Consider the following 24625-nt stretch of genomic DNA (forward strand, 5'->3'; position numbering starts at 1 on the left):
CCATATTCAACCGAAAGTATCCGGAGACCGGATTTCCTTTCACGTGGACATTGATTCAGTAGGCCGTCTAACGGAGGACTGGCGTGAGAAAGTCGACTATTTCGATAACAGCTACCTGCGATCCGCGGAAAAAGCGGCGGAAGAAGAAGTTGCACGGCATATCGACCTGATTCTCCATACGATGCAAAGCAAATATTCTGTTGAAGTCGCCGGGTTTGGAACACAATTAAGAATCCATTACCCCAAAGTTTGGCAAAAAGTGAAGCAGAACTGGGATCAAGAATTCAGCAAGATCCCTGTTACCTACAGCGTGAAGCTGAAAATAAACGATTATGGCTTGAGACGCATGAAAAAATAAGACAGTATTTTCCCCATCGTGGATACCACCTTAGCTATTATTGTGATAAAATAAGTATGAGTTCCGTAATGTGATACTGAGTTTCATCTAATGAAATGATTATTTCGGAGGTGTTTCTTATGGAAAATGAAAGTACCATCAAACAACATGTTCAGCAGCAGTTCGGCAAACATGCCAGCAAGTACGTGACAAGCGAGAATCACGCAAAGGGTGATGATCTCGAACTGCTGCTTACTTGGCTGCCCTTGGAAAATACTTGGAATGTGCTGGATATTGCAACGGGTGGAGGGCATGTAGCCAAGAAGCTTTCTGCTCATGTCCGGCAGGTCGTCGCTACCGACCTAACGCGCCCCATGCTCTCTGTTGCCTCTGATCACTTGAAGCAGGCGCAGTGCGATAATGTCCTTTTCGTTGTAGCCGATGCCGAACAGCTGCCTTTTCTCGATCGTTCATTTGATGCGGTCACCTGCCGCATAGCTGCTCATCACTTTCCTAATCCGCACTTATTCCTTCATGAAGCGGCACGTGTTCTCAAACCGGGCGGCAAACTGGTTCTCATCGATAACGTCGCTCCTTCTGACGAAGCACTTGATCAATTTATGAATACATTTGAAGCTATGCGCGATACGAGCCATGTTCGGTGTCTAACCGTCCCCGAGTGGCAAAACCTTGCCGAAAAAGCAGGATTACAAGTGGGTATTTCCCTTATGAATCGCAAACCACATAAGTTCCCTGCATGGGTCATGCGTACCGCCGAGAACGAAGAACAAGCGAAGTCGGTAGAGCAATTTATTACCGGCGCAGATCAGGCGATTCAAGATTATTTTTCCGTTCACATTGAAAATGGCAAGCTTCAATACCTCGAAATTGACGAGTGGCGGGCTGTTCTCACCAAACCATTGTAAATAGCAATAGACAGGCAGCCAATTTACTTTGGCTGCTTATTCTTTTTTAACCATAGTTTACCACACTATTCTACCGGAATATGACCAGGCTCCCCTTCATATATTCATGGGATAATAGACGAGACGAATCCTCATAATTCAATGTGATTTGGAGGAACTTACATGTTTAAACCTCATCCCGCCAATACAGCAATTGTCATTACGGACCCGCAAAACGACTTTCTTTCCCCTGGAGGCAAGGGCTACCATTTAACTAAAAACTTGATTGAGCATTACAATACACTAGGGAACCTGGAAATTCTGATGCATACTGCGTTGAGCAAAGGATATCAGCTTTTTATCTCGCCCCATTATATCTATCCGCATGATTACAATTGGCAATTCACGGGCGCTGAACAAGAAATGTTATTAAAACTCGGTGTCTTTCAAAAACAACACGACTATACTTCGGTCGGCGCCGACTGGGTGCCCTCACTTAAACCATACATATTTTCTAGTCGAACCGTCATAACAACAGCCCATAAGGTAGCCAGCCCGCAGAGCAATGATCTAGTCTACCAACTGCGTCAGCACCGGAAAGAAAAGATCGTTCTCGCAGGAATCCTTTCGAATATTTGCGTGGAGTCGCATATGCGTGATTTGATCGAAAACGGCTTCCAAACCGCTGTTGTTTATGATGCCACTGCTACGATAAGTGAACAGGCTTTTCAGGCCGCGCTGACCAACTTTCAGGCATTCAGCAGCGCTACGTGGTCAACACAACAGGCAATTTCACAATTAGTATCGTCTACAAGCTGAACCGCATAATGCACAAAAAGAGACCCACAGCAACGGGCTGCGGGTCTAAAGTTTTATATTTTAAAGGGGGGTCGACTTTTATTATAGGCTTGTTTCATTAAAACCAGATGAATATAAGATTTCAATTGTGTTACATTTTTTCAATTTAGCTTTGGTTAATTTTTTGCGAAAAAAAAGATACTACAATGGTGAAAAGAAACCAAGATGCTCCACCGACGAAGCTGACACTGATATGTTTATCTAAAGAGTAGTTCACCGCCGCCCAACTAATCCCGCCTGCTAAACCCAACAATACGGCTTTACGCATTCTCTTTTGCATACCATTCCACCTTTCAACAAGCTCTATTTTACTCTAAACCCGTTGCTTAGGGTATTCATAAATATTTCCGGTCTATTAGCGCGTCACGGCGCGATCTGATATTTACTTACTTTTGTTGAGTTACAATAAAATATAAAGTATAATAATCTTATACAGAAGGGAGAGAAGAACCATGTCTAATCATACAACTACTTCACTCGAAATAGGAATAAGCACTTTTCTCGAGGCTGCCCCGAGAGCAGGCGGGATCACGCATGCACAGCGGCTCCGTCAAGCTGTTGAGGAAATTAATCTTGCCGAGCAAGTCGGCCTGGACGTCTATGCGATCGGCGAACATCACCGCGCGGATTACGCGAGTTCGGCCCCTGCCGTTATTTTGGCAGCCGCGGCTTCTACAACCAAGCGTATTCGGCTGTCTAGCGCCGTAACTGTGTTGTCATCGGACGACCCTGTTCGCGTGTATCAAGCTTTTTCCACGTTGGACGGCCTATCCAATGGGCGGGCGGAAATTATGGCGGGCCGCGGCTCGTTTATCGAATCGTTCCCCTTGTTCGGATATGACTTGAACCACTACGACGAACTATTCGAGGAAAAGCTGGAGCTTTTACTCGCGATCCGTGAAACGGAGAAAGTAAACTGGGGCGGCGGCCATCGCCCCGCCATCAAAAATCTTGGCGTCTACCCGCGTTCCGTACAGGAGCCGCTGCCCGTATGGATCGGAACCGGTGGCAATCCGGAGTCCGCGATTCGCGCCGGCCTACTTGGGCTGCCGGTCGTTTTTGCGATCATCGGCGGCATGCCGGAGAGATTCGCTCCTCTCGTCAAGCTATACAAAGAAGCCGCTGCGAAAGCCGGGCATGACGTCAGCAAGCTGCAGATTGCTACGCATTCACACGGCTTCATCTCTGATACAACAGAGAAAGCCGCCGACCTGTTTTACCCGCCAACGGCTGCTCAAATGAACACCATTGGGCGCGAACGCGGCTGGGGTCCCTATACCCGCGAATCGTTCGACGACGCCCGCAGTCTTCGCGGAGCACTCTACGTCGGCGATCCCGAATATGTCGCCGAGAAAATCGTGCTGCTGCGCAAAAACCTGGGCCTAACGCGCTTCCTCTTGCACGTTGACGTCAGCTCGGTGCCGCATAGCGAAGTGCTGCGCACCATTGAACTGCTCGGCACGAAGGTCGCGCCAATCGTTCGCAAAGAGCTTGCCCGCGAGACGGCTCAAGGGTGATTGAACAATACCAAACAATGGATCCGAGCCAAGATGTTACTCTCCTTGGCTCGGATTTTTTAACATGAGCGATTCCTCCGCGAGAGGGGAACTACAGGGCGCTATTTTTTCGCAATTGGCTCTTTTAGCTTAGCGGGGGGAGTGTGGTCCCCTATTTGTCCGTTTTCTTAAAGGAAACGGGGTTAGAAGGTCAAATAACGCCCTACAGTTCCGCTTGAACGCGGAAACGGGCTGAATTTGCTAGAATAGCGGCCTGTAGTTCCTCCCGTTCTAGAGATCCCTCTATTTCTCAAGCGCCGTACTTTTGGTATACTGGGAACAAATCAACCAGAAATGGGTGTCGAGTAGTGAAACATGAAGAAATGCTTGCGGTGCTGAAGGCTCTCTCCAATGAGACCCGTCTCAACATCCTTTGCTGGCTCAGGGAGCCGGATAAGTTGAACGAACATCTGCCGAACGTCATCAAAGAAGAGTTCCCGGGAGGTGTTTGCGTGGGAAGCATTCAAGAGAAGTCCGGGCTGGCACAGTCTGTCATCTCCTCTTACCTGTCTTCCATGCAGAAAGCGGGATTACTGGAGTCCCGTCGGTATGGTCAATGGACCTATTACAGACGAAATGAAGAAGCTATCGCCGAGTTTTTGGCGAACTTTTCCGCAGGGCTGCAAGGCATGAAGAAGTAGCTCTCAAAAGTTTTCTCCGTAGAACTTGCATCTTTATCGATTAATCTATATATTTGTATTTATAGATTAATTATAAACCTTTTACATGCAGGAGGAGAAAATAAGATGACTACATCCCAAACAACAGCAGCTTTGTTCCAACCTTTTGAAGTTGGTAACCTGAAGCTTGATAATCGTATTGTCATGGCACCGATGACCCGTACTTTTTCCCCAGGAGGCATCCCAGGACCTAACGTAGCGGGCTATTACCGCCGAAGAGCGGAGAACGCCGTTGGCTTGATCATCACCGAAGGAACCGTCATTAACCATCCGGCGGCGGCGGCGGATCACGGTGTTCCGCATTTCTACGGGGAGGAAGCTCTGGAAGGGTGGGCGCGTGTCGTTCGCGAAGTGCATGAAGCCGGGGGCAAAATCGCTCCGCAGATCTGGCATACCGGAACTGCCCGCGATAAGAATAAATTCCCCGATTCGGATATCGATTCCGTCGGCCCATCCGGCCTCAACTTGAAAGGCGAGAAAGTATCCGAGCCCCTTTCGGTCGAAGAAATTCAAGGTCTCGTTCAGGCTTATGCGCAAGCCGCAGCCGACGCGAAGCGTCTAGGCTTCGATGCTGTAGAAATTCACGGCGCGCATGGTTATCTCATTGATCAGTTCTTCTGGGACGTTACCAATAAACGCACAGATGTGTATGGCGGCGCAGACCTTGTTGACCGCACCCGATTTGCGGTAGAAGTTATCGAAGCGGTACGTGCCGCGGTTGGCCCTGACTTCCCGATTATCTTCCGCTTCTCCCAGTGGAAGCCGGTGAATTACGATGCCAAGCTCGCAGCGAATCCAGAGGAGCTGGAACGCTTCCTTGCACCGTTGTCCGCAGCTGGCGTTGATATCTTCCACGCATCCACACGCCGCTTCTGGGAGCCTGAGTTCGAAGGTTCTGATCTCAACCTGGCGGGCTGGACGCGCAAAATCACCGGAAAACCGGCGATTACCGTCGGTTCCGTTGGACTGGATTCCGTTTTCACCAGCCTATTTGAAGAAGGCAAAGGTGGCGAGGCTGCCGGCATCGAAAGCCTGATCGAGCGTCTGGATCGCGGAGAGTTCGACCTCGTCGCCGTCGGTCGCGCGCTATTGACTGACCCTGCGTGGGCAGCCAAAATCCGCGATAACCGCACGGATGAATTGCAGCCGTTCACGCGGGAGTCTCTTGCTACGCTGAGCTGATTCATCCCGAGTGTGCAGCCTTGTGAATTTCGGTGTAACGGACACCAGAGCCGTTAATGGCGCCAAAGGTAACAAAATTGCACTCAGAAGGAGTAAATAACTGCTCCTGGGTCCGTTAGAAATTATTCATGCCTTATTTTCTTGGAATAAGCGCTCCTGTGTCCGTTAGCGCAACAAAGTGCATCATCATAAAAAGGGTGCCCCCAACCATATCCATGGCTGGCGGGCACCCTTTTTTTATATAACAATACCAAAATAGGCTAACAACGCTTCTTTATACGCTTCATCAGTCTCAGGGGTAAAAGTTCGCACACCCTCAGAGTTGAAAACACGAAACTCACGATCAAAGACGGTATGCCGTCCCTCCGGCGTCCGGATTGCAACAATCGGGCATTTGGTGAAAATTGAATCGGGCGCATTTTCACACCAGAAACTCGCAAACAGATAATCTTTCGGCAGCTGCGGCTCCTCCGTGAACGAGTAAATACGGGGCCAACCCCCATGTTTCTGTTCACATAACACCCAGCCATGTTCGGAATCTCTCTCGAGGCGGTAATACTCCTCGCCTTGCTGCTGGACAAGCCCTTCGATAAGGGCAAGCGGCCTGATGGGAACGACCCCACCCACTCCGACATCGCACAAATATTCGGAGCCTTCGGCCTCTACCTTCAGGACGTGATGGCGCCTTTTGGGCGGGAGCTGCGTCTCATCGCGCCAAAACCTGGCAACAAGGTCAGTCACCTTGTACCCCAGTTCGCGCAGCAGCCAACCGAATAAGGCGTTTAACTCAAAACAGTATCCGCCCCGCTGGCGCACGACAATCTTTTGAAACAGCTCCTCTGGATCCAAAGATAGCGCTTTGCGTTCCAGAATATCCAAATTCTCATAGGGAACGGAGTACAAATGTCGCTCTTGCAGAGCAGCCAACGTCTTGGCACTGCCATCAAGCGAACCTTTAAAGCCGATGCGATCTAAGTAGCTCTGAACTTGGTTATTCAATCTAAGACACCGTCCTTACGAGAATTACTTGCCAGTAAGTAAACAGTCATTTGATTGAATCATACCACGGGGCACGAGAGGATGACAAAAGATCATTTTAATAGAGACATTAGTTCCTCATGGACGGCCGCATTGGAGGCAACCAAACTATCATCGCTTAGGACAAATGTTTTTCCTGCCGCATCGGTTAACAGACCACCCGCTTCCTGCAGAATAACCATTCCGGCGGCGACATCCCAAGGATATAGTCCATCATGCCAAAATCCCGTCAATCGCCCTGACGCAACCAAGCATAAATCAAGACTGGCCGCCCCCATGATGCGCACGCTCCGGGCTTTGCCTGTCATTCTTCCGATTTGTTCCACGACCACAGAATTTGGCTTCCAGTCCAAAGCGCGGAATCCCGTTGCCAGCAAAGCTTGGCTGATGTCCTGCTCCTGCCCGACCTGAAGCCTGCGGCCATTGAGAAAAGCCCCGCCCTGCTTTTGACCCGAGTAGAGCTCATTGGTTACAGGATTATAAACGACTCCGCCAATCGGAATGCCGTCTTTCACAATTCCAACCGAGATCGCAAAATGCGCGATGTTGTGAATAAAGTTAATCGTGCCGTCAACAGGGTCGATAATCCATCCGTAGCCTGTTGGCGACTGCTTTAACGTATGGTGGGAATCCTCCCTGCCCCCATCTGTTTCCTCCGATAGGATCCAATGATCCGGATAAGCATGGTTAATCCGACTGCGCAGCAATTGCTCACTTTGCACATCAACTGCCGTCACCAGATCGGCTTGATTCTTCTTTTCCTGAATGTGCAGCGGCATCTTCATGAGTTCCATAATCAAATCGCCCGCTTCTTTCACATAACTGATTGCATCTTGCATAATTGCATTCTCATAAGCTTGTTCCTCGTTCATATGCGCTCCTTCTCCTAAGCTTTCTCTGTTTGATTTATCTGGATGACTTAATGAAGCAAAGAATACCTGTCATAATAAGTAAAATACTTCCGAATTTCGCTAAAGTAATCGGATTTTTCGGCAAACCCATAAGCCCGAAATGATCAATCATCGATGAGGCAACCATTTGCCCGGCAATGATCAGAATAAATACGGGAAGGGTGCCGATTTTCCCTGTGGCATAGGAAGTGCTGAACATGATGCCTACACCCAAAACACCAGCTATCACAATCCACGGAATCACATGAAGCTGCAGCGGAGCAGGAGATTTCATACGCCATAATAAAAAGGTAGCAAACACGATTTGGATGGCGGAAACACCGATAATCATTCCGTATTGTCCCTGCACTTTCCCGATGTGCGCATTCATCATTCCTTGGGTAACGCCCAATAATCCAGCAGAAAAAGCAAGTATGAAGCTGATCTTGTTGACTAACATTCGCTTATCTCCTTTTAATTAAAAGCCAATCTCAATGGGCAATGATCCATTAACAATCCGGCAAGTCTTCCCTCTGTCGTAACTCCCTGTCAAATAAAAAGCGGCATCCGTCTCAGAGCGGAGCTCTTCCCATTCTCCCTTCAGCACATGTGAGCGTCCGATACTGACAGGAATGATGCAGTGTTCAGGCTGAATCCATGCGAGAATGCGGGCATTAAAGCCGTCATCCATCCCATGATGGGAAACTTTCCAAATGCTGCACGTAAGATCTGTCCGCTGTGCCAGCCGTTCCCATCCCGGTTCTAATTGATCCCCTCCGAATAAAACGCTCGACTGCGACTCTCCTTCGCTGCTAAGTCGATAAACGGAGCTATCATGATTAGATAAATCAAAAAAACGCGGTAAATTCTCTTTAAACCCATTGTCCTCAGCTTCATCATCTGAGAGAGCTTTCAAGAGCATCTCGTAGGCTGGAAGTGGATCTCCTTCCCAGGGATATAATTGGGTTAAGGTGATGCCTCCCTCCGACCAAATGGTCGACTGATCGCTTGATCCATACGCGCTGCGCCATTTAATCTCTGTCCCCTGTTCAATTAAAACCTGAATCAATTCCAGATAAGTGGCCAGCATGCGGTATACTCGATTAGTAAAATCGTCCCTTAGCTCTTCGACCAGCTCCACCGGTGGCAGCACAAAGGGCTCATACGGCAAAACGGCTTGGACGACCGACTTGGCTCTTGCTACATCCAGAAGCCCGTTGACATGGTCTTCATGAATATGTGTAAGCAGCATCCACTCCAGCTGATCAACGTCATTGCGGTTCATCCAGGACAAGGGATGATCTTGCTCTTCGGAGAACGTACCGTCCCCTCCGTCAATTAAGCAAACACCGCCGGAAGGCAGCCTGATCAGATGAGCATCCCCCCACCCGACATTCAGGAATTGAACTTTCGTATTCAACATAAGAATTTCCCCCTTTATCGTTCGTTTGTCGTTGTATCCTTCTCAAATGGCAGCAAATGAATGTGATGCTTATCCAACGCCAGATGCACCGTTCCCTCCAAATACCCTCGCATGCTAGGACTTGAGTCATCGACAATCCATTGCAGCGGAGCGTCATTGATCCAATAACGGATCATGCGCCCCAGGAAGCTGCTTCTCTGAATGACGCCGCTCCAAACATTGTGACCTTCCGTCGTCTTATCGACGAAGGAGATGCATTCCGGTCGGATGACAACCGTCACCCGGTCACCTATCCGAAAGCGGTAATCGCTTCGATAAACGCGAAATACGGTGGTTCCGCATTTTACAATCAAATCCTCGCCTTCTTCAGCCGCTACTTCGCCCTCTATAAAATTAGCCGTACCAACAAAATCGGCAACAAACTTGCTTTCCGGTTTAAAGTAAATATCCCAAGGTGTCCCCACCTGCCCGATACGCCCCTTGTTAAACACAGCGATTCGATCCGAAATCGATAACGCTTCATCTTGATCATGCGTAACAAAGATAGCGGTAATGCCCAATCGTTGCTGCAGCTCTCTTAATTCATCTCTGACTTCAACTCTCATTTTGGCATCCAAATTGCTGAGCGGTTCATCCATTAACAGCACTTTCTGCCCCATAACGAGTGCCCTCGCAAAAGCAACGCGCTGCTGTTGTCCTCCGCTTAGCGCTCTAGGGATCCTGTCATGCAGCCCTTGAAGCCCGAACATGCTGAGCATGGCATCGACTTTGTCCTTCACTTCTTGCCTAGTCGGCCTCTGCAGCTTTAAACCGTAAGCAATATTCTCAAAGACGGTCATATGAGGGAATAAGGCATACTCCTGAAACACAAGCGGTGTATTCCGTTTATATACAGGCAGCTCATTCATATTTTTACCTTCTATAAAAATGTTACCGGCATCCGGTTCGTGGAATCCGGCAATCAGCCGCATCAACGTCGTTTTGCCGCAACCGCTTGGCCCTAGGAGTGTTGTGAAACTGCCTGCGGGAATATCAAGAGACACTTGACTGATGGCGTCGAAGTCTCCGAACTTTTTTGAAACATTGACGATTTGGATCATCGGTTTCTCCGTGTTCATGGTTTCCTCCACTTATAGTTCTATCGATCTGCCCTGCTTCTTCAAGAAAAACTGTGCTGCCAACAGCACTGTGAAAGCGATGGAAATCAGCACAACCGTAAAGGCCGATGCGCTTCCCCAAGCCCCGTTCTGCACTAATCCAAGAATGGACACCGTACCTACGGAAGTTTTCGCCGAATAAATGAAAATAATAACGCTCAAACAGGTAACGGATCGCAGAAAAGACACGACAATCCCCGAGATAAACGGTCCTTTCAACAAAGGAAGCACAATTTTCCTGAAGGTAGCGAAACTGCTTGCGCCGAGATTAAGTGAAGCTTCTTCCAGCGCTCCGCTGATCTGCTGAAGACCCGCCAGACTGGCGCTATAGCAGGTCGGTAAATTCCAGAACATGAGGGCAAGAACCATAATGAGAGACGTTCCCGAAATCATCAGCGGTTTCTCATTAAAGGCCATTGCAAAACCAAGCCCTAAGAATACGCCCGGCACAGCTCCCGGCAATATCGTCAAGAAATCAAGCAGTCGGTTGATGCCAATACGCTTCCTTTGCACAATATAAGCTAATGGCAGGGCAAAGAATCCGGCCGCTAACGATGCAAACAAAGCAAATTTCAAGCTGTTGAAAATTTCTCGTCCTTTGGCCTCCACATAAAGGAGATTTTGCAGCGTGAAGGACCAGTCAAATCCCCAAGTCTTGGTGAAAGCTCCATAAAACAGAACCCCATAGACCGAAAGAACGATGACCGTGACGAGCATGCAGAAAGCGAATAGCCCCCATTTCACCGCAAAAGGCAGTGGAAAATGTTCCAGTGAAGATTCTTTACCTGTCACGGTGATGTAGGAACGTTTTCCTACCCATGCCCTGTTCCAAATAAAGAGACCAACTGCGGGAACCAGCAGCGCGGTTGAGAGCACAGCAGCCGAATTTAAATCGAACATCCCCGACATTTGCATATAAGCCTCTGTTGGAAGAACCGTAAAGTTCCCGGCTATGATCATGGGATTCCCAAAGTCAGCCAGAACATTCATGGCTGTAATTAAGGCTCCGCCTGCAATACCCGGCCTGCACAGAGGAAGAAAAACTTGTTTGAAAACTTGCCAATGAGAGGCTCCAAGATTATATGCGGCATACTCCAAATTGGTGGAAGTAGACTTGAGCACACCGTGAATAACCGCATAAGCATATGGAAAAAAAGTCATCGTTTGAACTAGCCAAAGCCCATGCCAGCCGTAGATATCTATATTAACGTGCAGCACATATTTTGAAATAATTCCCTGCCTGCCGAAGAGCAGGATGTAGGATAAAGCAACAATGAATGGAGGTGAAACAATCGGCAAAATCGTTATAAATTTAAAGAGTCCTTTGAAAGGAACTTTCAGCCTTGTGATCGTGTAGGCAAAAATAAACGCAATGACCGTACATGAAACGGTTGAGATAGCTGTCATGAATAAACTGTTTAGAGCTGCATGATACCATCTGGAGAACGTAAAAAGTTTAAAATAATCCTCCGGGCGAGTGAAGCTTAGCACCTTCAGAATGGGCCAAATGACAAAAAAACATGTGATCAGAATGATCGCTGCCACCCCCAACGCTAGGGCAGGTTCATTCCGCAACCTCTTTATTTCCGACCAGGTATCTTTGACAGTAGATGAAATCAAATCTTTCCACACCTTTCGGTTATAAGCATGCACCTCCTCCCGCCGATTGGCCGCAGGAGGAGGTGTACAAGCTTTTCCTTTACAACATTATTTGCCTGTCATTTCAGTAAATTTCTTCACAACATCTGCTTTCATCTGAGCAGCTTTATCTCTGTCATAGTTGACCAATTTGACATCCTCAATCTTGATCATACCGTCTGGTGGCGCTACATCTTTTCTTACAGAATAACGATTAGACATCTTCGTATTCATTTCCCCAACCGGTTTGGTTAACAACCAGTCCACGAATTTCTTCGCATTCTCTGTATTCGCTCCACCCTTAACTACACCAACACCGCCGATTTCAAAAGCCGTTTGCTCAGGAACGATAACTTTAATCGGGTAACCCTTTTGAGCTGATTTAACGATATCATGCGCCCATGACATACCAGCTACAAACTCGCCAGTCGCAGTAAGCGTAATCCCGTCCCCTGCTGCTGGTGTATAATGATGAACATTTGCATTTAGCTTTTTCAAATAGTCCCAGCCTTTTTCTTCTCCCAAACGGAACAACTGGTCAGCCACGAAGATATAACCGCCGCCCGCTGTCGCCGGATTGGACGTAAGGAATAGGCCTTTATAGTTAGGATCGAGCAGATCGTCCCATGTCGCCGGCTCTTTCACACCTTTTGGCGCAAGCTCTTTTTGGAATCTGTCTTTGTTCAGAACGATACCGAGAACGCCCATGTACCAACCTTGCCAGTAGCCCTTCGGATCGTTAAAACGAGCTTCGATATCCTTAGCATTAGGAGATGTGTACTTCTCAAGCAAACCCTGCTGAGCAAGCGGCTCGTAGAATTCGACCGAACCTCCTACAAAGATATCTGCTTTAGGCGCAGCCTTTTCAGCTTGAATGCGCGTACTCGCTTCACCAGCACCGCTTAAACGCAAGTATTCAATCTCAATGCCCGTATCTTCTTTGAACTTCTTTTGAATTTGTACGATATCATCTTCATTTAATGCTGCGTAGACAACCAGTTTCTTCGACTCCGGTGCTTTCGTCTCTTTCGCTGGCTCACTGCTCGCCGTGCTGGCTGGCGTTGATGTTGGTGAACTGGCTGTCTTGCTGCCACCAGCTCCACACCCTGATAAAACAGTGGTTAGCATGAAAGAAGCTGCTAATAACAAACTTACAGTACGTGCTTTCGGTTTCAGAAACATTTCCATCCTCCTAGATGTGTTCTCTTTCGTATATTTGGTTTGAATCGACTTACTCCTGCAATAACCCTATTGCGCAGTTACCGTAGCTGTAACCTTGGCTTGTCCATTACTTGTCAGTGCATCTGTCCAAGATTTGGTAGTTCCTGGCGCTACAATCGCTGATACATATCCCATATCGTCATCACCGGAAGTTCCGTCTGAATCATAGACATGGATTTCAACATTGGTATTTGATGGTTTCGCAACATAGACGGTGTTGTAGTTTTCTGAGAAGTTAGCTCCGAATTCAGCGTCGTTAGCACCAAAAGCTATATTGTACACTTGATTTTTAGGTGCATCATTTTTCTTCCAGAACCTGGCATCCGTCTGTCCTTGGCCGTTGACATAAGCTTTAATGTAGATATCGCTTTTACCGCCGAACGGATCGCGATCTTCAAGACTTTGCGTATTCTGGAGAACTATTTTATGAGAGTAGTAAGGATTAAACACATAGGTATGCGAGAAATTACCGAGACCATTCAGGTGCACATCGACTTGATGAGCCGGATCAGACCAGTTCATCCCCTGTAATGCTGGGCCATCATCGCTATCGTCCCATCCCCATGGGGCATTCGCTGAATTAGCCGTATTGTTATCTCCTGCAAAGGTCCCCCAAGAAGCGAAAATGTTAGGGTCATTCCGGCGGCTCCAAAGATCTCCCCACTCGATTAAGGCATAGCCGTAATGGTTCGTATAGCTGCCTGATGTATTCGTCGGAAACTGCGCTACACCCGTGTAATCGTAGACAATACCATCTCCGCCTGGTGCGCTTGATCCGTCGTAAGCTTTGACGCCATGCCCACCGCTAGGACTCTGTCCATTCGCCTGACAAAACACCATGGGATGACTTCCGTTGAAGAGAACGCCACCGTCAACGTTATCAGAACCAGAGGTAATGTTAGGATCATTCGTGTAATCGTACCATTGATTATGTGCCATGGTTTCCATCAGCTGGAACGAACCATAATTGGATCCATCCTTCTTGATGACTAGGAATAGGCCTTCAAGGTCATTTTCGTGGGCATCAAGCGGTCTAGTGTAAGCATCATCTCTTGCATGGAACAAGTCGTATTCGATAAAGTAATGCGTTGTCGTTTCGGACACTTTATAGTAGACATACGCATTCTCATTGTAATTGGAGAGATTATCCCAGTTATTCCGAGCCAAATAATCGCCGTCATAGTTGAAATTGGTAATAAAATCTGCCCTTACATCAAGATCAGCATTCACATCCTGGTAAATCTGAGGTGCCCAGTAGGCAGCCAGCTCTGAGTAACTTGCAGCATGAGTGGTGCTCGCACTAGTGAAGAAAGGAACCGCCAAAGTTAAAATCGACATTAGACCTAACATTTTTTTCCTCATTTAAAATGCCCCTCCGTGAAATCAAATTATTTTCATTCAACATCCTGTCACCCTATGATTAGCAAGTCCTCCTTCCTTCCCCGATGCGTATCATGCTGTCTGACATCTAAAATTATAGGTAAGATATCTCGTTTGTGTCAATCAATCCAATGTTAAGTAATTGTGTAGATAAATGGCTTGATTTTGCTAATAATATGGCTTAACTAGTCTTTCAAATTTCAAAAAATGTGATACACTATTGTTGTCAGACAGCTTTGAATTTTATGTAAACGTTGAACATACCATCATCAACCTATAGAGAGGAATCGCTGAAATTTGGAGAAAAAGCTGCTTTATCTCAGAGTCAAAGAAGAGATTGAACGAAGCATCAACGAAGGCGAGCTTAAGCCGGGAGACAAGCTTCCGTCTGAGCCGGAGCTCGCCAAGAAATACGAGGTAAGCCGCCCTACACTCCGGGAAGCGCTCAAGATGCTTCAGCGGGAGAAGGTGCTCATAAGTAAAAACGGTGTCGGGACCTACGTCAACAATCGTCCGGATTTCATTATCAATCCCCTTAGCAAGCTGCAAAGCGTGGGTCAAATGATCAAAAATGAGGGGTATATCGAAAGCGAATTAGACATCAAGATCTACACAAGAGAGCCTGAGGAAGATTGGAGAAAACAACTGCAAATCGATGATGAGGAAAAGGTTGTCATTTTGGAGCGTTCGCGAACAGCAAATGGCAAGAAAGTGGCATTTTATTATAATATTTTCCCGCAGAGCTTGGTCGCAGGTCATTTTGAGGGGGAATTTTCCGGAGCTATCTTTGATTTCTTAAAGAGCAGAATGGGCATCAACATCGCTTACGCCATCACCGAAATTTGCGCGTTAAGCAGCTCCGAAGAAATGGATCAGAATGCAGTGAACGTGCTCGGCAATGAAATTTTATTATTAAAACAGCTGCATTTCGATGAAGAGGATCGCCCCGTCTTCTATTCGCTGGACTATTTGAAGAATAGCGTTTTTAAATTTTTTATTAAACGTGAATAGAAACGAAAAAGACGTATGTTCCTGTCCCTCTTTTGCGACAAGAATATACGTCATTTCATTACTTCTCAAGAAATCCTGTAGAAGGATTCGTAATAAAAAAACCTTCTTCCGGAACATGAAAATATTGAATCCAAACGCCGTCTAACAGGCTCTCTCTTTTATCCAGCAACACAGGAATCCCTTTATCGGTTTCTACGATTTCATCATTTTCAGTTGCATCATCCAAGATAACGTCATAATGGCCATGATCCCCATGATTCTGTGTAATAATGACTCGGACCATCTTCCCCTCTGCACCTTCTTGACTCAACATATCCTTTAAAATTTTAGCTGCATTGCGGTTTATTTTGCATTTCATCGCGGCTGTCTCCTTGAATCAAGATTAGTTTCGCCTTCCTAACTTCACCCAATCGCCCATAAAATATTCCAAGTAAACACAAAAAAAGGGGGGGTCCCCCAGTCGCTCACGACTTATTTGACAGTAATCGTCCCCTGCATCGCATTTTTGTGCAATTCGCAGTAATACGCGTAATCCCCTGGCTCGGTAAGTGTTATACTCCCCGATTCACCTGTTGCGAGAAACGGAGTTTTGAAACTTCCATTTTCCGCTGCGGCATTATGCTTAACTTTATCTTTATTCGTAAAAACAATGGTCGAACCTGCCTCCACTGTGATATTCCCGCCCTTGAATTGGAATCCCTCAATCGTTACATAGTAGGTTTTAGAAGCCGGTTTTTCTGAACTTTGCTCAATATTACTGACCAAATGAACAGTCCTCGTCGCTTCATCGTATTGAACCTTGATACCAAACACTTCAGAAAGAAAGCGGGAATGAACAAACGTCGAGTTATTTATTAGTTGGGCAGGCCCCACCATCTTATGAATGCTGCCACCAACAAGCGCTTCTGAGGATCCGATGGTTAATTGAACCGTCAACCCGTTTTTTTGGACAGTTACTTTCTGAGACGATGCTTCATAGCTCACCTCGGCACCGATCCCCTCGGCGAACCAGCGATACGGAACAAATAGGGAATTATCGATCAGGTACGACTCATCTAGTTGCAGCGGCTTTCCATTTAACTCCAACTTCATATCCGATTTAATTTGCTGATGCTCCTCAGCAGATACAGAAACGGCTCCCATCATCCACATTGCGACACATAGACAAACCAGCAGCCAACTTTTTCTCAACATAAAAATCCTCCTTTGTGTGTTCATCCACTCTTATGAGTAACGAAACAAAGGAGGATTCGGATTACTTTCGGCTAAAAAAATAACTTCTTATTATCAACTCTTCAACAAAGCCGCCGCCAAAACAGGCGTTCCTCTTGGTTTATCACCGTGAGCGTCAGGCTCCAGCGTAATGGCGATGGTATCATAGCTATTGGGGTCAAACGTGTAGTATAAACCACCTGTACCGTTATGCGTCAGAAATGTGCCTGCGTTAACCGGCGTTTCTTTTCCCTTGATCAACCACACTTGATAAGCCTCGTTATTTTTAAGTTCAGGCAGTTGTTCCGCTTGGACGAGCAGATGTGTGCCCTTGGCATCAATCACGATGGTCGCAAGTCCTTTCGCCACGATTTCTTTGGCCGTGCTGCTCAGTTCCACAACATTATTCACCTGAACAGCTTCTGCGGGACGATTCAGCAGTGTTATTTTCGACTGCAAATCATTGACATGTTGCTTTAACGTGTAGCTATATACACCAAGGAGAAGTACAGCTGCCGACAACCCTCCAACCAGCCATGGACGGATTCGTGTTGCTTTGACCGTGCTGGATTGAAGGTTATTCTCTCCCAGAACATGTTCAAGTACACGAGCTTTCATTCCTTCAGGTACGGGGACAGGCTCCGATGCCATCGGTAGAAGATCCACAAGTGCAATAAGCTCAACTAGTTCCTCTGCACAGGCCGAGCATTCTTTGAGATGGCGTTCGAACTCCGCCCGTTCTTCCGGATCTAATCCTCCAACCGCATACATTTCGAGATTCTCGCAACCATTCATTGGCTTATTCATCTTTGAACTTCCTCCTTCCCCACACCTGCAAGACGTCCTCTTAATTGCTTTAAAGCCAGCCTTACCCTGCTTTTCACCGTTCCAAGCGGGATTGCCTGCTGATCAGACACTTCTTGCTGTGTGTAACCCTGATAATAAATAAGATCAACAACTTGCTTCTGATCCGGATTTAGTTCATGTAAAGCCTCACGTATTTCTCGACCTCTCCACCCCTCCAGGGCGACTTCTTCCGTGCTCTTGCCACTATCCGGTATTTGATTCAACTGTTCGGCTTCCATTGTTTGCACAATCGTGCGATTTTGCTTCTTACGCAGTAGATCGATGGCAATATTTCGAGTCAACGCGAACATCCAACTCGTTAATTTTCCATGAGCTGCATCGTAGCGTTCAGCAGCTTTCCATATTCGCAGGAATAGTTCCTGCACAACTTCTTCTGCCATCATCGCGTCTTGTACGATTCGATAAGCAAATGCATATATGGGCTTCTCATACTTGTCATATAGAAATTTAAGCGCATCGGCATCTTTATTGACGATTAGCATCATAAGCTCTTGATCGGTACGCGTACCATTCATGAAGGATCTCCTCTCCAAAGTCTCCTTCCTAGTATATACTTCGCAAATTCTTTTGTAATGGATGATAGATAAAAATAATTGTGATCCATGTGATCCAGATCTCAACATGCCACGTTCTATTATCCGAGAGAACACAAAAACCATTTTGAGGAGCGATCACTATGAAACCCATGATGAAAACATTCGTTACCGCTGCACTTGGAATTACACTTATTTTTCCAGCCGTAGCAAGCGCACATACGTATTCGATTAAAAGCGGGGCGTCCGACCTGCGCATCACACTCGAAAGTCTGCTGGGCGAACATGCCGAATTGGCAGTCATTGCGATGCAAAAGGGCATTGACGGTGCTGCCGATTTCAACGATGTATCCGCCGCTTTACTCGACAACGGCGATGATTTATCGGCAGCTATTGGTTCTGTTTATGGCGCTGATGCAGCGAAATCTTTCAAGGGACTGTGGAATACACACATCGGCTTCTTTGTTGACTACGTAACGTCGACTGCGAAGAAAGATGAGGCAGGACGTAAAGCCGCACTCGATAAATTAGAGAGATACGGGACCGACTTTGGCGCTTTCTTAGAAAGTGCCAACCCTAACCTGAAAGCAGCTGATGTGGCTGACGGACTGAAATCCCACGTTAGTCAACTGATTGAAGCTTTCGATGACTATGTAAACAAAGATTATGCCGGCGCCTACAAAGCCGATCGTGAAGCTTACACACATATGATTCATTTCGGCCACGTGCTGGCTGATGCCATTGTAAAGCAATATCCCGATAAATTCACCAATCAAGGTGCATCCGTCGCTTCTGTCGATCTGCGTTCCGGGCTGGATGCTCTGTTAAGCGAACATGGTGGCTTGGCTGTACTGGCTATGCAAAAGGGAATAAGCGGAGCCCCGGATTTCGATGCTGCAGCAGGCGCTTTACTGGCGAATAGTGACGACTTAACAGCAGCAATCACCTCTGTCTATGGGGAAGGCGCTGGCAAAGCATTCAAAGGACTATGGAACACGCATATCGGATTCTTTGTCGATTATGTGAAAGCAACAGCTGCGAAAGATGAGAGCAAGCGCAAAGAAACCTTGGATAAACTAAACCAATACGGAACGGATTTCGGAGCTTTTTTAGAAGCAGCCAATCCAAATAATTTTAAAACAGCCGATATTGCAGGCGCCTTGAAGCCTCATGTTGCCCAATTGGTTAAAGCGTTTGATAGCTATGTGAATAAAGATTATCCCCAAACTTATGCCAGTGCTCGCGAAGCTTATGCCCACATGTCGCATACTGGCGATTACTTGGCATCAGGTATTGTTGCACAATTCCAAGAGAAATTCCATGATCCTAAAACACCTGACATGACTTCCACCATGAAAATTTGGCTGAAAATAGGAAGCAGCAACATCATGATTGATGACAAATCGACGATGATGGACACCGCACCTTTCATGTGGGAAGGCAACACTTATGTCCCCCTCCGCTTCTTAGCAGAAGGCATTGGTGCGAATGTGACCTGGGATCAAGCCAGCCAAACGGCTTGGGTGAAGGCCGGGAATGATACTTTAACGTTCTGGGTCGGTAAAGATGACATGGAAGTGAATGGGATGAAAAAAGAGATCGGAGCTCCTGTTGTTCTCAAAGATGGACGCACACAAGTCCCGTTACGTTTCATCACTGAATTGCTAGGCTGGGATGTGAAATGGAACGAAGCTGATGGGTCCATTACTTTAATCAAAGCTATGGCCATGGAGCCGGGTATGGAGATGGGTTCTCATATGCACGAATAAGGAAAAGGAGGGAGCGGCCAGCTCTCTCCTTTTTTGAATGGCGCCTCCCAACATAAAAAAGACTGCATTCACCCAAGGAGGAAGAGTGATTGTAGTCTTTTTAGCTCTAGCTATTAGGTAATGATTAGCGTCTGAAGCCTTGCAATTGCTGCTCTGCTATTTGTACCAAACGTTTGGTGATAGTACCTCCAATTGAGCCCGCATCGCGCGTAGCCAGATTGCCATTGTACCCATTGGGTTGCAACGCAATCCCTAACTCTTGAGCAACTTCATATTTCAATTGATTTAGAGCCGCTTTTGCCTCTGGAACAACTAATGTGTTACTGTTTGCCATAACTAAATCACTCCTTCTCGTGGTGTAATCTTATCATGCGGAGTGAAAGGAAGACTTATACATTCAAATTCAAAGAAGTTAAATTTCTTGCTCTGTTCATGATTTTGAGGAAGGTTTGAAGATCCTCTGTGGCCACATCTTCATTGCTTCTGACGATGTTTACGTTTTCCTTCTGGCTTCTCAATTCATCTATTTCAAGCTTGAGCTTCGAATTCTCGTGCATCAACTGCTCAAATTTTTGTGCTTGATCCTTCGCGATCTTAATGATTTGCCTAAAGGCATCCTCATATTTCGGCATAATCGGTTCATCATCCAATGTTGGCATGACAGGATTTGCTGCATGGATGTCTCTTTTTTGTTGTTTGCGTTTCATCCTGAAAAATTTAGCGTCATTGATTTCGGTTTCATATTGATGTCTCAATTCTTTATTCCACCGAAACCCACAGGCGGCCGCCGTGCGATTCAGTTTACTCGCTGAGTCTTCAAATGCAGCAAGCTGCGTACTCCCATTTTTAATATGGCTAATTACCGTTTGAGCTAACGTTACATCATGATTATCTGTCCAAGCATCTTCTCGTCTTTTATCTTTCATTCTAGTTCACCTTCTTTACTATGTTATTAGAAATTGTTACCTGTAATATTATTTTTATTCAATGGACATGCATAAAAGACCCACATATCGTATATGTAGGTCTCTTTTAACTAGTTTGCAATCTATTCTTTACTGCTGGTACTTACTTGATTGTCACTTTCTTTTTTAACCCCTTTGCTTTTGTACGGTTTCGGGGCGCTTTTTGCTCGATTGGCACTAGCTTGCCATCTATTCCAGCCTTTTTTGTCCGTTCCTCTGCCTGTTCCTTTGCCTTTGCTCATGTAATCACTCCGTTCCATTCATCTGATAGAAAGCTATTGTATCATGAAAATGGAATTAATCATCTATTCTTTGGTAGTAAGCTATGGAAAATCACGCCGAAAATCACGCAGCACATCCCCGTCCAAGAGAGCATCGTCGGAAATGCCGCACCAAGAAATAACATTTCACCGAATATGGTAAAAATAATTTCACCGGCTTGCGTAGCTTCTACGGCAGCCAGTTGCTGAGATGAGCGTTTCACCCGCTCCGTTGCTGTGAAAAAAAGAACCGTGGCAATCACGCCTGAGCACACAGCCACAAGAGCGGACTGCCCGATTTGCCCTACGGTAGGTGCGCCTGCTTTAACACCAGCATAAAGCGAGAGTACGATCCATAGGGGAAGACTGGCTATTGTCATGCCTAGCACGCGCTGATACGTATCTAACCGCTCTTTGCAAACCTCCATCATCTTCCGATTGCCCAGCGGATATGCAAAAGCTGCCAGTAACACCGGCAGCGTACCTACAAGATCCTCTTTCACGGAGAGTTGATCGCTATGCTCCGCCTGGACAACGATTACACCAATTATAATAAGAAGTGAAATAAGCAAACCCTGTACAGGGAGTTTTTCCTTGAATAATGGAGCAAGCAATGAACCTGCAATAATGGTTATTTGCCAAGTGGCTGCAAGCAACCAGCCAGGTGTATAGGCGGCGGAAAAGCAAAGCGGCACATAAAATAGCCCGAATCCGACAAAACTCCACCCCATCCACACCCATAATTGCTTTCTTATTTCATAAAGAAGAACCTGTAGATTCCCCCTGAGCCCTACTATTAACAAGAGCAAAGGGAGCATGAATAGATAACGAAGTGTAGCACTCCATACCCAATAGCCTCCAGATAACTCCATGGATCGGTTCATGATGAAGGAAAATGAGAAAAAGAATGACGCCATGATGCCATATAACATCGGCAGAAATGAACTCATCCCGCTAAATAGGCTTCTTTTACTTGATCATTGACAAGCAATGTTTTGGCGTCATCCTCCAAAATAATTTCTCCCGTCTGTATGACATAACCGCGATTCGCAATTTGCAGAGCTTGATAGGCATTCTGCTCCACAAGTAGAATCGTCATCCCAATTCGGTTCAATTCGCGGATAATGTCAAAGATTTGATCCACGATAACCGGGGCCAACCCCATCGATGGTTCGTCAAGCAGCAGCAGCTTGGGCCTCATCATAAGCGCGCGGGCGATGGCTAACATTTGTTGTTCGCCGCCACTCATGGTGCCTCCCGTTTGATTCAAGCGTTCACGCAAACGCGGAAAATAATCAAAAGATTGCTCCATACGCTCTTTCATCACTTTTTTATCTTTCACAGAAAATGCGCCCATCTCCAAATTCTCTTTGACGGTTAGCTTGGGGAATATGCGCCTGCCCTCCGGAACATGCGCGATTCCTTCCATTGCCGTTTGGTGAGGCTGCCAACTCGAAATGTCTAGCTTGTTAAACACGATGGAGCCTTTCGTTTTCACTTGACCGCAAATGGACTTCAGTGTCGTGGACTTTCCCGCTCCGTTGCACCCGATCAAGGTAACAATTTCTCCTTCATGAACATGAAGAGAAATCCCTTTTAATGCCTGAATACCTCCATAATAAGCCTGAACCTCTTGAAGCTGTAATAAGCTCATCATTTCACCCCTTCTACTAAGGCGCTTTTACCTAAATAGGCTTCAATGACACGCGGGTTTGAACGAACCTCCCGAGGAAATCCTTCCGCAATCTTCACACCGTGATCCAATACCAGGATGTAATCGGATAATTCCATGACTAGCTTCATATCGTGTTCAATCAATATAATCGTAAGATCCATTTCCCGTTGAATCCTACGAATAAGTGCCGTCAAATCTTTGGTTTCACTCGGATTCATACCCGCCGCGGGTTCATCGAGCAACAGCACTTTAGGTTTTGCGGCGAGCGCTCTCGCAATCTCAAGCCGTCTTTGCGCTCCGTAAGAAAGGCTGTTCGCATTTTCATTAAGCGATGAGGCAAGACCTACATACTGCAATAACCGATAGGCTTCATCCATTGCCTTTTGTTCCTCAAGCCGAATTTTCGCCAATCCCAGTAAAGTACTGACGATTCCACCTTTCAAATGGATATGCATGCCGACCATCACATTTTCAATCACCGTCATATTGCCAAATAAACGTATGTTCTGAAACGTACGGGCAATGCCTCTTCCCGTAATGCGATCAGGCTTGACATTCACAATCGACTTGCCTTCCAATTCGATTTCACCTTCATCAGGCATATAAATACCGGTAATCATATTAAAAAAAGTCGTCTTCCCGGCACCGTTGGGACCGATAACTGCGGAGATTTTCCCTTTTTGAAAATCAAAATGAACACCATTAACGGCTACAAGACCGCCGAAACGTTTGACTACCTGTTTAACTCTTAAAACGGTCATTGGACGATCCCTCCGCTTTGCGGGGCTATTGGATTCACCGACGTTGAAGGCGTCGATGTTGATGAAACCCGTTCCTGAATCAGCCTTTCGTTCACTTTACGATTTTTCACGGAAATCAATCCATTGGGCCTAAATACGGCGAAAAGAATCAGAATAGCCCCAAATATGAAGCGCTGCATCTTAGCTGGAGATAAAGCAAAAGGAATGTGGACGACGCCTTGCAGCGTCAATTGATTGAGCCAATTCGCAAATTCCGTCAGCACCTGCAAGTTAAGAATCGTAATAAGCCCAGCTCCAAGTATGACACCGGGAACACTTCCCATTCCGCCTAATACCACCATGACTAATATCGTTATGGATTCAAGCAAGGTGAAGCTGGACGGATCGATAAACGTCTGTTTGGCTGCAAAAACGACCCCCATCATGCCGGAGAACGATGCTCCAACAGCAAATGCTGTCAACTTCGTGCGAATTAGCGGAACGCCCATCGATTGGGCAGCAATTTCATTCTCTCGAACGGCCTTCCAGGAACGCCCTATGCGGGAATGCTCGAATCGTTTTACCCCGAAAATCACGAACGCCAATATCCCAATCACAATGAAATAAAATTCATGAGGATGCGTGAATTCCAGTCCGAAGAGATCAGGCGGCTTAATCGACGAGATGCCCTTTGCGCCGTTCGTAATATTAATCGGCTTCTCTAAGTTATTGAAGATGATCCGAACAATCTCACCGAAGCCCAATGTCACAATCGCCAGATAATCGCCTTTTACCCTAAGTACGGGTAATCCGAGGAGGACGCCGAACAGCGCAGCTATAAATCCGCCAATAAAAATAAACAGCCAAAACGTTGAGCCTGAAAGCGGAAAGAAATCCCCTGACAAAAACTTGTTCGCTTGGGCGGTAGAGAAGATGCCGTATGTATAAGCTCCAATCGCGAAAAAAGCGACAAAACCCAAATCCAGCAAACCTGCAAAACCAACGACAATATTCAGTCCGAGCGCCATGGCGATATAAATGCCGCTTTGCGTAGCAACTTCCATATAAGACTCGTAGGCCGGGCCTCCCGATGAAGCAAACGGAATAATAAGAATGACCAGGACACCGCCAATGATCCATTTGATCTTCGTCGTGAAGGAGGTGTAGTGCAGCAAAAGCAAGGATGCCAGCAAGAATAAAAAGGCGATGACCGATTTAGCCATCGTATAAACGCTTAGCGCCGAAACCAAGACAAGAAGAACAAGGATCAGAGCTTGCATTTTCGAGTTCTGCGCGAATGCCTGTTTTATTTTATCCATATGAGTCAC

Annotated in this window: 28 protein-coding genes; 8 read left to right on the plus strand and 20 right to left on the minus strand. The window is 46.5% G+C overall.

What is annotated here, in order from left to right; translation table 11 throughout:
• Positions 1–4 precede the first annotated feature (4 nt).
• The 3 genes from PCH02S_RS22740 to PCH02S_RS22750 all read left to right on the plus strand — a co-directional run bounded on the left by PCH02S_RS22740 (position 5) and on the right by PCH02S_RS22750 (position 2061).
• Complete coding sequence (locus PCH02S_RS22740) at positions 5–358, plus strand: Ger(x)C family spore germination C-terminal domain-containing protein (RefSeq protein ID WP_246069218.1); 354 nt, start codon at positions 5–7, stop codon at positions 356–358.
• 119 nt (positions 359–477) lie between these two features.
• Entirely contained in the window at positions 478–1263 is a 786-nt protein-coding gene (locus PCH02S_RS22745; RefSeq protein ID WP_127456354.1) for a class I SAM-dependent methyltransferase, read from the plus strand.
• 162 nt (positions 1264–1425) lie between these two features.
• Positions 1426–2061: an isochorismatase family cysteine hydrolase gene (locus PCH02S_RS22750; RefSeq protein ID WP_127456356.1), complete on the plus strand. Its 636-nt coding sequence runs from the start codon at positions 1426–1428 to the stop codon at positions 2059–2061.
• 145 nt (positions 2062–2206) lie between these two features.
• Here PCH02S_RS22750 and PCH02S_RS35845 read toward each other — a convergent pair whose 3' ends face one another.
• Positions 2207–2380 carry a hypothetical protein gene (locus tag PCH02S_RS35845; protein WP_164819698.1) on the minus strand — a complete coding sequence of 58 codons (174 nt, stop codon included), beginning with the start codon at positions 2378–2380 and terminating at the stop codon, positions 2207–2209.
• Between the two features lie 172 nt (positions 2381–2552).
• Here PCH02S_RS35845 and PCH02S_RS22755 point away from each other — a divergent pair, with 172 nt between their 5' ends.
• The 3 genes from PCH02S_RS22755 (at position 2553) to PCH02S_RS22765 (ending at position 5518) form a co-directional block, all read left to right on the plus strand.
• Positions 2553–3617, plus strand: a complete 1065-nt coding sequence (locus tag PCH02S_RS22755; RefSeq protein WP_127456357.1) for an LLM class flavin-dependent oxidoreductase — start codon at positions 2553–2555, stop codon at positions 3615–3617.
• A 362-nt stretch (positions 3618–3979) separates the two neighbouring features.
• Positions 3980–4297 (plus strand): ArsR/SmtB family transcription factor, encoded by a 318-nt coding sequence (locus PCH02S_RS22760; protein WP_127456435.1) that lies wholly within the window; start codon positions 3980–3982, stop codon positions 4295–4297.
• A gap of 105 nt (positions 4298–4402) precedes the next feature.
• Positions 4403–5518: an NADH:flavin oxidoreductase gene (locus PCH02S_RS22765; RefSeq protein WP_127456359.1), complete on the plus strand. Its 1116-nt coding sequence runs from the start codon at positions 4403–4405 to the stop codon at positions 5516–5518.
• 237 nt (positions 5519–5755) lie between these two features.
• Here the strand turns inward: PCH02S_RS22765 and PCH02S_RS22770 are convergent, their stop codons facing one another.
• From PCH02S_RS22770 to PCH02S_RS22805, 8 genes are all read right to left on the minus strand, one after another.
• Positions 5756–6517, minus strand: a complete 762-nt coding sequence (locus PCH02S_RS22770; protein ID WP_127456360.1) for an arylamine N-acetyltransferase family protein — start codon at positions 6515–6517, stop codon at positions 5756–5758.
• A gap of 92 nt (positions 6518–6609) precedes the next feature.
• Positions 6610–7428: an inositol monophosphatase family protein gene (locus PCH02S_RS22775; protein ID WP_127456362.1), complete on the minus strand. Its 819-nt coding sequence runs from the start codon at positions 7426–7428 to the stop codon at positions 6610–6612.
• Positions 7429–7462: 34 nt separating this feature from the next.
• Positions 7463–7906, minus strand: a complete 444-nt coding sequence (locus PCH02S_RS22780; protein ID WP_127456364.1) for a DMT family transporter — start codon at positions 7904–7906, stop codon at positions 7463–7465.
• A gap of 18 nt (positions 7907–7924) precedes the next feature.
• A complete protein-coding gene (locus PCH02S_RS22785) occupies positions 7925–8869 on the minus strand; it encodes a ComEC/Rec2 family competence protein (RefSeq protein ID WP_127456366.1) in 945 nt (314 codons plus the stop codon).
• Positions 8870–8883: 14 nt separating this feature from the next.
• Positions 8884–9987 (minus strand): ABC transporter ATP-binding protein, encoded by a 1104-nt coding sequence (locus PCH02S_RS22790; RefSeq protein ID WP_127456368.1) that lies wholly within the window; start codon positions 9985–9987, stop codon positions 8884–8886.
• A gap of 12 nt (positions 9988–9999) precedes the next feature.
• Positions 10000–11646 carry an ABC transporter permease gene (locus PCH02S_RS22795; RefSeq protein WP_127456369.1) on the minus strand — a complete coding sequence of 549 codons (1647 nt, stop codon included), beginning with the start codon at positions 11644–11646 and terminating at the stop codon, positions 10000–10002.
• An 87-nt stretch (positions 11647–11733) separates the two neighbouring features.
• Positions 11734–12846, minus strand: a complete 1113-nt coding sequence (locus PCH02S_RS22800; RefSeq protein ID WP_164819699.1) for an ABC transporter substrate-binding protein — start codon at positions 12844–12846, stop codon at positions 11734–11736.
• Between the two features lie 66 nt (positions 12847–12912).
• Entirely contained in the window at positions 12913–14247 is a 1335-nt protein-coding gene (locus PCH02S_RS22805) for a hypothetical protein (RefSeq protein WP_127456373.1), read from the minus strand.
• 315 nt (positions 14248–14562) lie between these two features.
• Between PCH02S_RS22805 and PCH02S_RS22810 the strand changes: the two genes are divergently transcribed.
• On the plus strand, positions 14563–15276 hold the full coding sequence (locus PCH02S_RS22810; protein WP_127456375.1) for a GntR family transcriptional regulator: 714 nt from the start codon (positions 14563–14565) through the stop codon (positions 15274–15276).
• A gap of 58 nt (positions 15277–15334) precedes the next feature.
• Here PCH02S_RS22810 and PCH02S_RS22815 read toward each other — a convergent pair whose 3' ends face one another.
• The 4 genes from PCH02S_RS22815 to PCH02S_RS22830 form a co-directional block, all read right to left on the minus strand.
• Positions 15335–15634 carry an iron-sulfur cluster assembly accessory protein gene (locus PCH02S_RS22815; protein ID WP_127456377.1) on the minus strand — a complete coding sequence of 100 codons (300 nt, stop codon included), beginning with the start codon at positions 15632–15634 and terminating at the stop codon, positions 15335–15337.
• Positions 15635–15747: 113 nt separating this feature from the next.
• Entirely contained in the window at positions 15748–16470 is a 723-nt protein-coding gene (locus PCH02S_RS22820; protein ID WP_164819700.1) for a stalk domain-containing protein, read from the minus strand.
• 93 nt (positions 16471–16563) lie between these two features.
• Complete coding sequence (locus PCH02S_RS22825) at positions 16564–17295, minus strand: anti-sigma factor (RefSeq protein WP_127456381.1); 732 nt, start codon at positions 17293–17295, stop codon at positions 16564–16566.
• Positions 17292–17870 (minus strand): RNA polymerase sigma factor, encoded by a 579-nt coding sequence (locus tag PCH02S_RS22830; protein ID WP_127456383.1) that lies wholly within the window; start codon positions 17868–17870, stop codon positions 17292–17294. Before PCH02S_RS22830 ends, PCH02S_RS22825 begins: the two co-directional genes overlap by 4 nt.
• A 161-nt stretch (positions 17871–18031) precedes the next feature.
• Here PCH02S_RS22830 and PCH02S_RS22835 point away from each other — a divergent pair, with 161 nt between their 5' ends.
• Positions 18032–19657 carry a copper amine oxidase N-terminal domain-containing protein gene (locus PCH02S_RS22835; protein ID WP_127456385.1) on the plus strand — a complete coding sequence of 542 codons (1626 nt, stop codon included), beginning with the start codon at positions 18032–18034 and terminating at the stop codon, positions 19655–19657.
• 124 nt (positions 19658–19781) lie between these two features.
• On the opposite strand, the gene PCH02S_RS22840 is transcribed toward PCH02S_RS22835, so the two are convergent.
• From PCH02S_RS22840 to PCH02S_RS22870, 7 genes are all read right to left on the minus strand, one after another.
• Entirely contained in the window at positions 19782–19991 is a 210-nt protein-coding gene (locus PCH02S_RS22840) for an alpha/beta-type small acid-soluble spore protein (RefSeq protein ID WP_127456387.1), read from the minus strand.
• A 55-nt stretch (positions 19992–20046) separates the two neighbouring features.
• Positions 20047–20583: an RsfA family transcriptional regulator gene (locus tag PCH02S_RS22845; protein ID WP_127456389.1), complete on the minus strand. Its 537-nt coding sequence runs from the start codon at positions 20581–20583 to the stop codon at positions 20047–20049.
• A 122-nt stretch (positions 20584–20705) separates the two neighbouring features.
• Positions 20706–20864, minus strand: a complete 159-nt coding sequence (locus PCH02S_RS22850) for a DUF3934 domain-containing protein (protein ID WP_127456391.1) — start codon at positions 20862–20864, stop codon at positions 20706–20708.
• Between the two features lie 59 nt (positions 20865–20923).
• Complete coding sequence (locus PCH02S_RS22855; protein WP_127456393.1) at positions 20924–21832, minus strand: DMT family transporter; 909 nt, start codon at positions 21830–21832, stop codon at positions 20924–20926.
• Positions 21829–22536, minus strand: a complete 708-nt coding sequence (locus PCH02S_RS22860; protein WP_127456436.1) for an ABC transporter ATP-binding protein — start codon at positions 22534–22536, stop codon at positions 21829–21831. Before PCH02S_RS22860 ends, PCH02S_RS22855 begins: the two co-directional genes overlap by 4 nt.
• Entirely contained in the window at positions 22536–23318 is a 783-nt protein-coding gene (locus tag PCH02S_RS22865) for an ABC transporter ATP-binding protein (RefSeq protein WP_127456395.1), read from the minus strand. Before PCH02S_RS22865 ends, PCH02S_RS22860 begins: the two co-directional genes overlap by 1 nt.
• Positions 23315–24616, minus strand: coding sequence for a branched-chain amino acid ABC transporter permease (locus tag PCH02S_RS22870; protein ID WP_127456397.1), 1302 nt, complete (start codon positions 24614–24616; stop codon positions 23315–23317). The genes PCH02S_RS22865 and PCH02S_RS22870 overlap by 4 nt, the downstream gene beginning before the upstream one ends.
• Positions 24617–24625: the final 9 nt, after the last annotated feature.

The organism is Paenibacillus chondroitinus NBRC 15376, from assembly GCF_004000765.1.
Classification (GTDB): domain Bacteria; phylum Bacillota; class Bacilli; order Paenibacillales; family NBRC-103111; genus Paenibacillus_E; species Paenibacillus_E chondroitinus.